At 73.2% G+C, this 12,597-nt stretch carries 13 protein-coding genes; 8 read left to right on the plus strand and 5 right to left on the minus strand.

What is annotated here, in order from left to right; translation table 11 throughout:
* Positions 1-26: 26 nt before the first annotated feature.
* The gene (dxs, locus tag AB0J52_RS11320) at positions 27-1,907 is read right to left on the minus strand and encodes a 1-deoxy-D-xylulose-5-phosphate synthase (protein ID WP_500181465.1); all 1,881 of its coding nucleotides are present in this window, start codon (positions 1,905-1,907) and stop codon (positions 27-29) included.
* A 187-nt stretch (positions 1,908-2,094) separates the two neighbouring features.
* On the opposite strand from dxs, the gene idi reads away from it, so the two are divergent.
* From idi to AB0J52_RS11355, 7 genes are all read left to right on the plus strand, one after another.
* On the plus strand, positions 2,095-2,676 hold the full coding sequence (idi, locus tag AB0J52_RS11325) for an isopentenyl-diphosphate Delta-isomerase (RefSeq protein WP_500181466.1): 582 nt from the start codon (positions 2,095-2,097) through the stop codon (positions 2,674-2,676).
* A 166-nt stretch (positions 2,677-2,842) separates the two neighbouring features.
* A complete protein-coding gene (locus tag AB0J52_RS11330; RefSeq protein ID WP_500181467.1) occupies positions 2,843-4,171 on the plus strand; it encodes an ABC transporter substrate-binding protein in 1,329 nt (442 codons plus the stop codon).
* The gene (locus AB0J52_RS11335; RefSeq protein ID WP_500181468.1) at positions 4,168-5,130 is read left to right on the plus strand and encodes a carbohydrate ABC transporter permease; all 963 of its coding nucleotides are present in this window, start codon (positions 4,168-4,170) and stop codon (positions 5,128-5,130) included. The genes AB0J52_RS11330 and AB0J52_RS11335 overlap by 4 nt, the downstream gene beginning before the upstream one ends.
* 94 nt (positions 5,131-5,224) lie before the next feature.
* Positions 5,225-6,094: a carbohydrate ABC transporter permease gene (locus AB0J52_RS11340; protein ID WP_500181469.1), complete on the plus strand. Its 870-nt coding sequence runs from the start codon at positions 5,225-5,227 to the stop codon at positions 6,092-6,094.
* Positions 6,095-6,226: 132 nt separating this feature from the next.
* Positions 6,227-7,168, plus strand: coding sequence for a hypothetical protein (locus AB0J52_RS11345; RefSeq protein WP_500181470.1), 942 nt, complete (start codon positions 6,227-6,229; stop codon positions 7,166-7,168).
* A gap of 50 nt (positions 7,169-7,218) precedes the next feature.
* Positions 7,219-7,809: a class F sortase gene (locus AB0J52_RS11350; protein ID WP_500181471.1), complete on the plus strand. Its 591-nt coding sequence runs from the start codon at positions 7,219-7,221 to the stop codon at positions 7,807-7,809.
* A 190-nt stretch (positions 7,810-7,999) separates the two neighbouring features.
* On the plus strand, positions 8,000-8,434 hold the full coding sequence (locus tag AB0J52_RS11355) for an ASCH domain-containing protein (protein ID WP_500181472.1): 435 nt from the start codon (positions 8,000-8,002) through the stop codon (positions 8,432-8,434).
* Positions 8,435-8,491: 57 nt separating this feature from the next.
* Here the strand turns inward: AB0J52_RS11355 and mug are convergent, their stop codons facing one another.
* The 3 genes from mug to AB0J52_RS11370 all read right to left on the minus strand — a co-directional run bounded on the left by mug (position 8,492) and on the right by AB0J52_RS11370 (position 10,857).
* A complete protein-coding gene (gene mug, locus AB0J52_RS11360) occupies positions 8,492-9,067 on the minus strand; it encodes a G/U mismatch-specific DNA glycosylase (protein ID WP_500181473.1) in 576 nt (191 codons plus the stop codon).
* Positions 9,067-9,789 (minus strand): sulfite exporter TauE/SafE family protein, encoded by a 723-nt coding sequence (locus AB0J52_RS11365; protein WP_500181474.1) that lies wholly within the window; start codon positions 9,787-9,789, stop codon positions 9,067-9,069. The genes mug and AB0J52_RS11365 overlap by 1 nt, the downstream gene beginning before the upstream one ends.
* Positions 9,790-9,918: 129 nt before the next feature.
* Positions 9,919-10,857, minus strand: a complete 939-nt coding sequence (locus tag AB0J52_RS11370) for an aldo/keto reductase (RefSeq protein ID WP_500181475.1) — start codon at positions 10,855-10,857, stop codon at positions 9,919-9,921.
* A gap of 47 nt (positions 10,858-10,904) precedes the next feature.
* Between AB0J52_RS11370 and AB0J52_RS11375 the strand changes: the two genes are divergently transcribed.
* Positions 10,905-11,630 (plus strand): TMEM175 family protein, encoded by a 726-nt coding sequence (locus AB0J52_RS11375; RefSeq protein WP_500181476.1) that lies wholly within the window; start codon positions 10,905-10,907, stop codon positions 11,628-11,630.
* 62 nt (positions 11,631-11,692) lie between these two features.
* On the opposite strand, the gene AB0J52_RS11380 is transcribed toward AB0J52_RS11375, so the two are convergent.
* A partial coding sequence (locus AB0J52_RS11380) for a pyridoxal phosphate-dependent decarboxylase family protein (RefSeq protein ID WP_500181477.1) occupies positions 11,693-12,597 on the minus strand: 905 nt, incomplete at its 5' end.

The following is a 12,597-nucleotide window of genomic DNA, read 5'->3' on the forward strand; positions in this document are numbered from 1 at the left end:
GATATGTGTGTATGTGTCTGGAGTTCTTACGTGTGCTCTTCCGTTCTGATCTCGCGGGCCAGGTCCTGCGGGGTGAGGCCGAGGTCGGCGAGGATCTGCGCGCGCGAGGCGTGGTCGAGGAACTCCTGCTCGATGCCGTAGGTGCGCACCGGCACGTCCACCGCGTTGTCGCGCAGCTCGCGGGCCACCGCGTCGCCGACGGCGCCGGTGCGGCCGTTGTCCTCCACCACGGCGACCAGGGTGTGCGCGGCGGCGAGCCCGACCAGCTCGGGGTCGAGCGGCTTGACCCAGCGCGGGTCGACGACGGTGACGCCGATGCCCTGCGCGGCGATCAGCTCGGCGGCCTCCAGCACCGTGGCGGCGAGCGAGCCCGCGACCACCAGCAGCACGCGGGTGCCGTTGGCGCCGGCGTGCCGGGCCAGGACGTCCATGCCGCCGACCCGGTCGACGGCCGGGACGTCGGCGGCGACCGAGCCCTTCGGGTACCGGATCGCGGACGGGCCGTCGTCGATCGCGACGCACTCGCGCAGCAGCTCGCGCAGGCGGGTGCCGTCGCGCGGGACGGCGACGCGCATGCCCGGCACCAGCGAGAGCAGGGACAGGTCCCACATGCCGTTGTGGGACGCGCCGTCGTCGCCGGTGACGCCGGACCGGTCGAGCGCGAACGTCACCGGCAGCCGGTGCAGCGCCACGTCCATCAGGACCTGGTCGAACGCGCGGTTCAGGAAGGTGGCGTAGACGGCGAAGACCGGGTGCATGCCGCCGACCGCGAGGCCCGCGGCCGAGGTCGCGGCGTGCTGCTCGGCGATGCCGACGTCGTAGATGCGGTCGGGGTAGGCCGCGGCGAACGGGGCGAGCCCGACCGGGTGCAGCATCGCGGCGGTGATCGCGACCACGTCGGGGCGCTCGGCGCCGATCGCGACCATCTCCACGCCGAACACCTTCGTCCAGCCGGGGGCCGCGCCGGGCTTGGCGGAGGCCTTGCCGGTGGCGGGGTCGAACGCGCCCGCGCCGTGCATGTGGTCCTCGTCGTTGGCGAGGGCGGGCTCGTAGCCCTGGCCCTTGCGGGTGATCGCGTGGACGATCACCGGGCGGCCGAACGAGCGGGCGCGGCGCAGCGCGTGCTCCATGGCCTCGGTGTCGTGCCCGTCGATCGGGCCGACGTACTTCATGCCGAGGTCCTCGAACATGGCCTGCGGCTGGAGGACGTCCTTGAGGCCCTTCTTCACGCCGTGCAGCGCCTCGTAGGCGACCGCGCCGACCACCGGGGCCTTCGGCACCGTCCGCTTGATCAGGTCGAGCGCGCGCTCGTAGCCCTGGGTGACCCGCAGGTCGGCCAGGTGGCTGGCGAGGCCGCCGATCGTCGGCGAGTAGGACCGGCCGTTGTCGTTGACGACGATGATGACCGGGCGGTCCTGGGCGCCCGCGATGTTGTTGAGGGCCTCCCAGCACATGCCGCCCGTGAGCGCGCCGTCGCCGACCACCGCGACGACCGCCCGCTCGGACTCGCCGCGCAGCTGGAACGCCTTGGCGAGGCCGTCGGCGTAGGACAGCGCGGTCGAGGCGTGCGAGTTCTCGATCACATCGTGCTCGGACTCGGCCTGGCTCGGGTAGCCGGACAGGCCGCCGCGCCGCCGCAGGTCGGAGAAGTCGTGCCGGCCCGTCAGCAGCTTGTGCACGTACGCCTGGTGGCCGGTGTCGAACAGGATCCGGTCGCGAGGCGAGTCGAAGACGCGGTGCAGGGCGATGGTCAGCTCGACCGCGCCCAGGTTGGGCCCGAGGTGGCCGCCGGTCTTGGAGACCGCGTCCACCAGGAACTCGCGGACCTCCCCGGCCAGGCGGGGCAGCAGCGTGGCGTCCAGTCGCCTGAGATCCTCAGGACCCGTGATCGACTCCAGCAGGGTCACGCTTGTCAACTCCTCCATCAGGGGCTTTCGGAGGCCCCCGGTCGTCGGGCCGTTCTGAGTTTAGTCCGGCTTGACCGACCCGGTGCCCCACCCCGCGGCCTGGGAGGATTTCCGCACCGAATCGCCACAATCACCTAGCGCTACATCACGCCCGGCAGGGCCCACCACCCTCGACGAAAGGAAGCCCGTGTCCGTTCACTCTGAGGAGATCGTGCTGCTGAACGCCGCCGACGAGGCGGTCGGGACGGCGCCGAAGCTGGCCAGCCACCACCGGGACACCCCCTACCACCTGGCGTTCTCCTGCTACGTGGTGGATCCGGACGGCCGGGTGCTGATCACCCGGCGGGCGCTCGGGAAGAAGACCTTCCCCGGCGTCTGGACGGGCAGCTGCTGCGGCCATCCGGCGCCCCGCGAGGGGCTGCGGGACGCGGTGCGGCGGCGGCTCGGCACCGAGCTCGGCCTGGTCCCGGACACGATCACCTCCGTCCTGCCGGGCTTCCGGTACCGGGCGGTCGCCGAGGACGGGACGGTCGAGCACGAGCGCTGCCCGGTCGTCCGCGCGACCGTGACCGACACCGCGGCGACGCTCGCCCCGGACGAGGTGGAGGAGGCCCGCTGGTGGACGTGGCAGGAGTGCGTCAAGCTCGCCGAGCGGCCCGAGGCGTCCCCGTGGTACCGGCTCCAGATGGCGGAGCTGGAGCCCCTCGGGATGCCCCTGGAGTGGCCTGACGCGGGTGTGGAGGGCCTGCCCCCCGCCCTGCCCTGGTGACACACCTACACGCCGTCCCCCGTGGCTGACGTGTGCCGTGCGGCGGCTGCGTTCCGCGCCCGGACGGTGACCGAGATCACCGGAAGATCACTATTCGGAGCGGAGTGTTGACCTGATCATCAGTTGAACGGACGCTTGTTTTTCGGGTTGACCGAAGGGACGGGCGATGCTGGGATCAAGGGTGCGGGCGCACCGGGTTCGCGGACGCGGCGGTCTCACCGCGATGACGGCCGTCGCGCTCGGCGGGGCGCTGGTCCTCGCCGGCTGCGGCGGCGGGGGCGGGGACAAGAAGTCGACGGACAAGTCCAAGGTCGAGGTCTTCTCCTGGTGGACCGGTCCCGGCGAGGCCGACGGCCTGGCCGCGATGAAGGCCGACTTCGAGAAGAACAACCCCGGCACGACCTTCGAGAACGCGGCCATCGCGGGCGGCTCGGGGACCCAGGCGAAGGCCGTGCTCGCCAGCCGCCTGCAGAACCGCAAGCCGCCGGACTCCTTCCAGGGCCACGCGGGCGCGGAGCTGCTGGACTACATCAAGGCCGGGCAGATCGAGCCGCTCAACTCGTTCTACGACGACAACGGGATGACCAAGGTCTACCCCAAGCAGCTGCTCGACCAGATCAGCTACCAGGGCAAGATCTACTCGGTGCCGGTGAACATCCACCGCTCGAACATGCTCTGGTACAGCCCGGCCGTCCTGAAGGCCGCCGGCATCGCCGGGCCGCCGAAGACGGTCGCGGAGTTCATCACCGACCTCAAGCAGGTGCAGGCGAAGACCAAGAAGGTGCCGCTGTCGCTCGGCGCGCAGTGGACCGCGGACCACCTGCTGGAGAGCGTCCTGCTCGGCGACCTCGGCACCGACGGCTACAACGCGCTGTGGAAGCCGGGCGCGGACTGGTCCGGCCCGCAGGTCACCAAGGCGCTGGGCGACTTCGCCGAGATCGTGAAGTACACCTCGGTGGAGGCCGCCTCGACCGACTGGCAGGGCGCGTCCAAGGCCGTGGTGGACGGCAAGGCCGCGTTCAACATCATGGGCGACTGGGCCTACGGCTACTTCATCGGCAGCGCCCCGAACGGCCTCGGCAAGAAGCTCGGCACCGACTTCAACTACGCCCCCTCCCCCGGCACGGACGGGACGTACCTGTGGCTGTCGGACAGCTTCACGCTGCCGAAGGGCGCACCGCACCGGGCGGGCGCGCTGGCGTGGCTGAAGGAGGCCGGCAGCAAGCAGGGCCAGGACCTGTTCAACCCGAAGAAGGGCTCCATCCCGGCGCGCACGGACGCCGACAAGAGCCTGTACACCGGCTACCTCTCCTACGCGCTCCAGCAGTGGGGCAACCCGGCGACCAAGCTGGCCGGGTCGATGTGGCACGGCGTCGTCGCCAACAACAAGTGGCACACCGACATCGACACGGCCGTGGGCCTGTTCCTGCAGAGCAAGGACGCCGCGAAACTCCAGAAGGCGCTGGCGGACGCGGCCAAGAACGACGCCCAGTGACCCGAGTCGCGACGTCGCGCGGCGCGTCCGGGCGGACCGGGCCGGCGGCCCGTCCGCCCGGGCGGCTGCGGCGGCTCCGCCGGGCGGGCTGGCTGCCCGGGCTGCTGCTGGTCACGCCGTCCATCGTGGCGATCGGCCTGTTCGTGTACGGGCTGATCTTCTGGAACACGCGGGTCGCGGTGAGCGGCAAGCACGACGAGGTGTCGCCGTACCGGTTCGACAAGGGCAGGAACTTCGTCGATCTGTGGCACCAGCCGTCCTGGCCGGGGGCGGTACGGCACGCGCTGCTGTTCACCGTCGTGTTCGTGGGCGGCGCGCTGCTGCTCGGCGCGTTCCTGGCGTTCCTGATGGAGAAGGGCATCCGGGGCGAGGCCGGGTTCCGGATCATCTACCTGTTCCCGATGGCGATCTCGTTCATCGCGTCCGGGGTGGTGTGGCGGTGGCTGATGAACCCGGCGCCGGGCGACCGCGCCGTGGGGTTGAACCAGCTGTTCCACAAGGCCGGGCTCGGCGACCTGGCGAACTCGTGGTGGCAGGACCGGACGTGGGGCATGGCCGCGATGGCGATCCCCGCGGTCTGGCAGATGTCCGGGTACGTGATGGCGCTGTACCTGGCCGGGTTCCGCAGCGTCCCGGAGGACCTGCGCGAGGCGGCCCGGGTGGACGGCGCGTCGGAGTGGCAGGTGTACCGGTACGTGGTGTTCCCGCAGCTGCGGCCGGTGACGCTGTCCGCGCTGATCATCCTCGGGCACATCTCGCTGAAGGTGTTCGACCTGATCATGGCGATCGCGGGCAAGCAGATCATCACCTACGTCCCGGCGATCGCGACCTACGTCGAGGTGTTCGACCGGCACGACCCGGCGAACGGCGCGACGATCGCGACGTACCTGCTGCTGGCGGTCGCGGTGCTGGTCATCCCCTACCTGGTCTGGTCGGTGCGGACGGAGCGGAACCGGTGAACGCGGCGACGGGCACGGCGGAGAGCACGGCGGAGAGCACGGCGGAGAGGGCCGGTCCGGCCGGACGGGACGGCGGCGTCGAGGAGGCGTGGCGATGAGCGCGGCGGGGGCGGTGGCGCGGGCTCCGCGGCCGCGGACGGGCGCCGCGCGGGCATGGCGGGTGCTGCGGTTCGCGGTGCTGCTGGCGTTCGTCCTGGTGTTCCTGATCCCGGTGTACGTGCTGGTGGTGACCAGCTTCAAGTCGCTGCAGGAGGCCGACCCGTCCACCGCCTGGAACCTGCCCGCGCACTGGGGGCTGGGCGGCTGGCGGGCGGCCTGGTCGTCGCTGCGGCCGGGGCTGGAGAACAGCGTCAAGATCGCGGTGTCCGGGTCGCTGATCTCGGCGGTGCTGGGGTCGCTGAACGGCTACGTGCTGAGCAAGTGGCGCTTCCCCGGCGCGGACGCGGTGTTCACGCTGTTCCTGTTCGGGATGTTCATCCCGTACCAGGCGGTGATGATCCCGCTGGCCGGGCTGCTCACCCACATGGAGCTGGTCGGGACGATCCGCGGCCTGGTCCTCGCGCACGTGGTGTACGGCATCCCGATCTGCACGCTGATCTTCCGGAACTACTACGTGACGATCCCGGACGAGCTGATCGAGGCGGCGCGGGTGGACGGCGCGGGCATGCTGCGCACCTACTGGTCGGTGGTGCGGCCGGTGTCCGGCCCGGCGTTCGCGGTGGTGCTGATCTGGCAGTTCACCTCGATGTGGAACGACTTCCTGTTCGCGGTGTTCCTCGGCGCGCCGGACAGCTGGCCGGTGACGGTGCTGCTGAACAACACGGCCGGGTCGGGGGCGGCGGCGGTGAACTACAGCCAGCAGATGGCCGAGGCGCTGCTCGCGTCCCTGCCGACCCTGCTGGTGTACCTGCTGCTCGGCCGGTTCTTCATGCGGGGGCTGATGGCGGGCGCGCTCAAGGGCTGAACCTGCCAACGAACCCGGGCACTTCCCGACAATAAGTGATCACTTTTGTGACCGAGCGCACAGGAGCCGTTCCGATCTCTACACTGCCGCGGTACCGGCAGCCCGCCGCACACGACCACGTCAGGGGGTCCTATGGGCAGCAGCACCGTCCGACGCCTCGCGGCCGCGGGGACCGCGTCCGGAGCCGTCCTGGTCGGCTCGCTGGCGAGCGGCGCCGCGCCCGCCTGGGCGGCGCCGGCCACCGGATCTTCCGCGGGCGCGCCGCTCGGCACGTTCGCGGGGGTGCCGACGGTGTCGATCGCGCCGCAGCGGTTCACGCCCGGTGAGAACGTGACGGTGCTGGTCCGCGGGTGCGTGGACGAGCCGTCCCTCGCCGGCCAGAACGAGGCGTTCGTCCGGGGCGACCCGGCGCACTTCGACCGGGCCGGCGGGACGTCCTGGACGGGTATCGCCTCGACGAAGCCCGACCTCAAGCCGGGGAACGCCTACATCACCAAGTTCCGCTGCCGGGCGGCGGGCGGGCCGAGGACGCTCACGCTGTTCGTGACCGTCCCGGAGAAGAGCGCCCCGCCGGCCCCGCCCAAGGCCCCGCCCGGGAAGGGCCCCGGCGGCGGGTTCGACTTCGGGTTCGACGACGTGGACCTGTCCACCCGGACGGTCCTGCCCGGCGGACGGCTCGCCATGAAGGTGCACTGCCCGGCCCGGGTGAGCGCGACCTCGTCGTCCTTCGTCGCGGACCCGCTGTTTACGGAGACCGCCGAGGACACCTGGGAGGCCACCGCGAGGTTCGAGCGGTCGCTGCCGTCGGTCGTGCGCGTCCGGATCTCCTGCGCCGGGCACGGGCACGTCGTGTTCACGACCCGTCCGGGCCGGGACGAGGTGTCCCCCGGCCCGGCGATCCCCCGGGGCGCGCCGGAGACCGGGGACGGCAGCACCGCCACGGGACGCCGTGCCGACCGCACGCCGCTCCTCGGCACGCCGCTCCTCGGCACGGGCGCGGTCGCCGTCACGCTCGCCGGGGCCGGTCTCGTCCTGCGCCGCCGCGCCGCCAAGGACGCGAAGGAGCGGTCCTGACCCCGCCCCGGCGCGCGGCCGGCCGTCTCGCGGCGTGTTGCGGGCTGCTGGTGGCCGCCGCCGTCCTGGCGGGCGGATGCGGGAGCGACGGACCGTACGCGGACGGGCCGACCGATCCGGGGGCGAAGCGGAGCACCGGCACGGGCACGGCCGGCCCGGTGCGGTACGCGACGTCCGCGCTGCCCCGGTCCGAACCCGTGACGATCAAGATTCCGAGGCTGGGCGTGACCGCGCCGGTCACCGGCCTCGGGCTGAAGCCGGACGGCACGATCGAGGTCCCGTCGCTCGACCGCCCGAACCTCGCCGGATGGTGGAACGGCGGCCCGACGCCGGGCGAGGAGGGGCCGTCGGTGATCCTCGGGCACGTGGACGCGCGCGGCCGGGCCGCCGTCTTCAGCAGGCTGCGGGAGCTGCGCGAGGGCGACCGGGTGCAGGTCGTCCGCAGGGACGGCCGGACCGCCGCGTTCGCGGTCCAGCGCGTCGAGCAGGTCGCCAAGGCGGCCTTCCCCGGCGAGAAGGTCTATGCGGAGGACCTGCGCTACGCGGGCCTGCGCCTGGTGACGTGCGGCGGCGACTTCGACAGCGGCACCGGGCACTACGTCGACAACGTCATCGCGTACACGCGCCTGGTGCGGAGCTGAACCGTCCCCGGCCGAACCATCCGTCCTTGTCGCTCGTTCTCCCGACATCAGGGACGGCTGCCCCGCCCGACACCCCCCTCTGCCCCGGTGGCGCGGGTGCGGCCGGTGCGGCCGGGTACTCCCGACGACCGCACGACGTCCGCCGCCCCGCCGGACGGGACGGGGCGGGACGATCACAGGAGGTGACCGGGTGAGGGCGATCAGCGTCCGGCAGCCGTGGGCGTTCGCGATGGTGCGGGCGGGCAACGGCGTGTTCAACCACGGGTCACCCACGGCCTACCGGGGGCCGGTGCTGGTCTACGCCTCCCTGCGCGTCGACCTCGGCGCGTGCGACTCCCCGCTGATCCTCGGCGCGGGCTGGGACCCGGGCGACCCGCTCGCGACGGTCGGCGCGGTGATCGCGGTCGCCGGGATCGAGGACGTCTGCTCCGGCGCGGTGCTGGACGGCTCGTGCGGCTGCGGTCCATGGGCCCAACCGGAGGCGCACCACTGGCGGCTGGCGGACGTGGCCCCGCTGCCGCGTCCGGTGGTGGCGCTCGGCAAGGTCGGGCTCTGGGAGCCGTCGGCGACGCTGGTCGCCGAGGTTCAGGCGATGCTCGCGTCGGCGGCGTCCCGGACGGGCTGAACCGGGCTCAGCCGGGCTCGGTCGGGCCGGGCCGGAATGGGCCGCGACCGCGCGGCGTCAGGCGTCGGCGGCTTCGCGGAGGCGGGCGAGTTCGGCGGCGATGCGGTCCAGGGGCCAGCTCGCGTTGAGGCCGCTCGGGTTAGGCAGCACCCAGACCCGGGCGGGGCCGAGCGTGTCGTCCTGGAGGCCGATCTGGGCCTTCGGGTGGCCGAACGCGGTGCGGTAGGCGGTGACGCCCTGGACGGCGAGGAAGCGGGGACGGCGGCGCTCGACCAGTTCGGCGAGCCGCCGGCCGCCCTCGCGCAGTTCCTCGGGGGTCAGCTCGTCGGCGCGGGCGGTGGTGCGCGGCGCGAGGTTGGTGATGCCGAGGCCGAGCGCGCCCAGTTCGTCCTGCTCGGAGGGGTGCAGCAGGCGCGGGGTGAAGCCGGAGCGGTGCAGGGCGGGCCAGAACCGGTTGCCCGGACGGGCGAAGTGGTGGCCGGTCGCGCCCGAGTAGAGGCCGGGGTTGATGCCGGTGAACAGCACCCGCAGCGGGACGTCCTCGGGCGGCAGGACGTCCGGGATCAGCCGGTCGCGGGCGGCCTCCAGGTCGGCCTTGGTCGGGCGGGGAGCGGACGGTGAAGGGGAGGGCATCAGATCAGGTTACGCAGGATCAGGACGGACGCGGACAGGCCGACCAGGCCCAGCACGGCCAGCCGCGTCCGGCCGCCGTCCAGGTAGCGCCGCAGCGGGCCGGCCGCGAAGAACCCGGCGGCGACGAACGGGGTGAGCGCGAGCCCGGCGACGAACTGGCGCTGCGGGAGCTGGTGCAGCGCGGTGAGGGTGAGCACCGAGATCAGCGTCCCCAGGGTGAAGAAGATCGCCAGGGTGGCGCGCACCCTCGGGCCGGCCTCGCCCTGGTAGAGCAGCGCGATGGGCGGGCCGCCGATCGCGGTCGCGGTGCCGCCGAGCCCGGCGAACATCCCGGCGGCGGCGAGCGTGGTGCGGTTGCGCGGGACGGACCCGGAGTAGGCGCTGACCGCGAGCGCCACGAGCACCAGGCCGCCCGCCGCCAGGCCCATGCCGCGCGCCGACAGGACGGCGACGACCCACACCCCGAGCGGGGTCCCGGCGAGGCGGCCCGCGAACGCCCAGCCGAGGCCGCTCAGGTCGGCGTGCCGGACCTCGCGGACGAGCGTGAACATCGGCGTCACCGTCGCCGCGATGAGCAGCGCGCCGGGCATCAGGTCCGGGAACAGCAGCGCGACGACGGGCGTCGCGACGACGCCGACCCCGAACCCGATGCTGCTCTGCACGACGGCGCCGACGAGCACGGCGAGGCCGCCGACGAGGAGGAACGTGGTGGACGGAAGCACGACCCGGGACGTTACCGGCGGCAAGATCCTTCCGGCCATCCGGTATCCCGCCCGGCCCTCCGGCGCCCGGCCCGGGCGGACGTATGCCGCCCGGGCCGGAGGGAGCCGGGTGCGCCGTAGGTGCGCCGGTCAGGCGGAGGCCTCGGTGAGCCGGGCCGCCTCCTCGTCGGTCAGGGTGAGCTCGGCGGCCCCGAGCAGGGCCGGGAGCTGCTCGACCGAGCGGGCGCTGGCGAGCGGCGCGGCGACGGTCGGGCGGCCCGCGAGCCAGGCGAGCGCGACCGTGGCGACCGCGACGTTCCGGTCGGCGGCGATCTCGTCCAGCGCGGCGAGCACCCGGTCGCCCCGCTCGGTCCCGAGGTACTTCCCCGCCCCCTGGGCGCGCGGGCTCTCCACGTTCTGCCCCGGACGGTACTTGCCGGTCAGGAAGCCGGACGCGAGCGCGTAGTACGGGACGCACGCCAGGCCGTGCCGCTGGGCGAGCTCCAGCTTCCGGCCCTCGTACTCGTCCCGGTGGACGAGGTTGTAGTGCGGCTGGATGGCGACGTACTTGGCCAGGCCGTCCCGGTCGCTGGCGGCCAGGGACGCCTCGAGCCGCTCGGGCGAGATGTTCGAGACGGCGATCTCGCGGACCTTGCCCGCCCGCTTCAGCTCGTCCATCGCCCCGATGATCTCCTCGACCGGCACCGACTCGTCGTCGAAGTGGGTGTAGTAGAGGTCGATGCGGTCGGTGCGCAGGCGGCGGAGCGAGTCGTCGGCGGCGGCGTGGATGTTGGCGGGCACGAGGCCCTTGCGCTCGGGGTGCGAGCCGACCTTGGTGGCGACGACCATCTCGTCGCGGTTGCGCCGGGCCGCCATCCAGTCGCCGATGATCGTCTCGGACTCGCCGCCGTGGTTGCCCGCCACCCACGCCGAGTAGCCGTCGGCGGTGTCGACGAAGTTCCCGCCGGCCGCGTGGAAGGCGTCCAGCACCGCGTAGGAGGCGTCCTGGTCGGCCGTCCAGCCGAACACGTTGCCGCCGAGCGAGAGCGGATGGACGTCCAGGGATCCGATTCTGTTCGTGTCAGCCATATTTTGATCCAATCAACCGAGCCGATGATCGTTTCCGGGAGCCCCCCATGTCCCAGCCCTACCCCCCGTCCGCGGGTCAGGCCGAGTCCGATCCGGCGATCAGCCCGGGCCGGCTGCAGGCCTTCAGCGACGGCGTGTTCGCGATCGCGGCGACCCTGCTGATCCTCGACGTGCACCGGCCCGGCCGGGACGAGGCGGTGTGGCCGGCGCTGCGGCACGAGTGGCCCGCGCTGGACTCCTACGCGGTGACGTTCCTGGTGATCGGGATCGCCTGGATCCACCACCACAACCTGTTCCACCGGGTCGTCCGGGTGGACCGGACGCTGCTGTTCCTCAACCTCGGGCTGCTGGCGACGGTCAGCTTCCTGCCGCTGCCGACCGCCACGCTGGGCGAGCACCTGACCCGCCCGCACGCGGCGGACGCGGCGGTCTTCTACACCCTGTCGATGGCGGCGTCCTCGGCGTGGTTCACGCTGTTCTGGCACCACCTCGCGCGCCACCCCGAGCTGATGCACGAGGCGGCGCGCGGGACGGCCGGGCGGGCGCGGCGGCGGTCGCTGCTCGGCCCGGTCGGCTACGCGGTGGCGGCGCTGGTCGCCCTGGCCAGCCCGGTCGGCGCGCTCGGGGTGAGCGCGGCGATCGTGCTGTACTTCGTCGCCGGACGCCGCAGCCCCGCGTCCCGCACGCGGCTGCCGGGCGTTCCGGACGCCGGAGGGCAGGGCGTCCTGGCCGCCGGCGGGCGCGGCGGTCCGGAGGTTCCCGGGCAGGGCTGAGCCGCTTCGCCGAGACCCGCGCCGCCCGAGACCCGCGCCGCCGCAGCGGCCGGGCCGCGCGGTCAGGCCAGCGTGTCGAGGATGGGGATGACCTTGTCGGCGCGGGTCATCGGGTTGACGAAGGCCAGCCGCAGGACGCTGCGCCCCTCGAACTTGGTCGGGACGCAGAGGATCACGCCCTCGACGGCGTTCCGGCGCGACCAGGCCGAGTACTGCTCCTCGGTCCAGCCGACCCGCTCGAACAGCACGACCGACAGGGTCGGCTCCTGGAGCAGGCGCAGGTGCGCGGACTCGCGGATGTGGTCGGCGACGCGGCGGGCGGTGGCGAGGGTCGTCTCGACGGCCTCGGTGTACTTGGCGGTGCCGTGCGTGGCGAGGCCGAACCAGAAGGGCAGGCCGCGGGTGCGGCGGGTGAGCTGGACGGCGAGGTCGGCGGGGTTCCACTGCTCGCGGTCGATCTCGTCCAGATAGCCGGCGTGCTGGGTGTGCGCGGCGCGGGCGAGGCGCGGCTCGCGGTAGATCAGCGCGCAGCAGTCGTAGGTGGAGAACAGCCACTTGTGCGGGTCGACGATGAAGCTGTCGGCGTGCTCGATGCCGCGGTACCGCTCCCGGACGGAGGGGGCGGCGAGCCCGGCCCCGCCGTACGCGCCGTCCACGTGCATCCAGGCGCCGAACTCGCGGCAGGCGGCGGCGATCCCGTCGAGGTCGTCGATCAGGCCGCCGTTGGTCGTCCCGGCGGTCGCGACGACCGCGAACACGGTACGGCCCGCGTCGCGCTCGGCCGCGAGGACGGTCCGGAGGGCGTCGCCGGTGAGCCGGCCCTGCTCGTCCGGGACCTCGACGACGTCGGCGTCCAGCAGCCGGACGGCGGACTTGATGGACGAGTGGGCCTCGGCGCTGCAGGCGAGCCGCCAGCCGCCCTCGGGGCGCCCGCCGAGCCGGTGCCGGGCGTTCTCGCGGGCGGTGG

The organism is Spirillospora sp. NPDC049652 (assembly GCF_040675125.1).
In the GTDB taxonomy this organism is placed as follows: Bacteria; Actinomycetota; Actinomycetes; order Streptosporangiales; family Streptosporangiaceae; genus Spirillospora.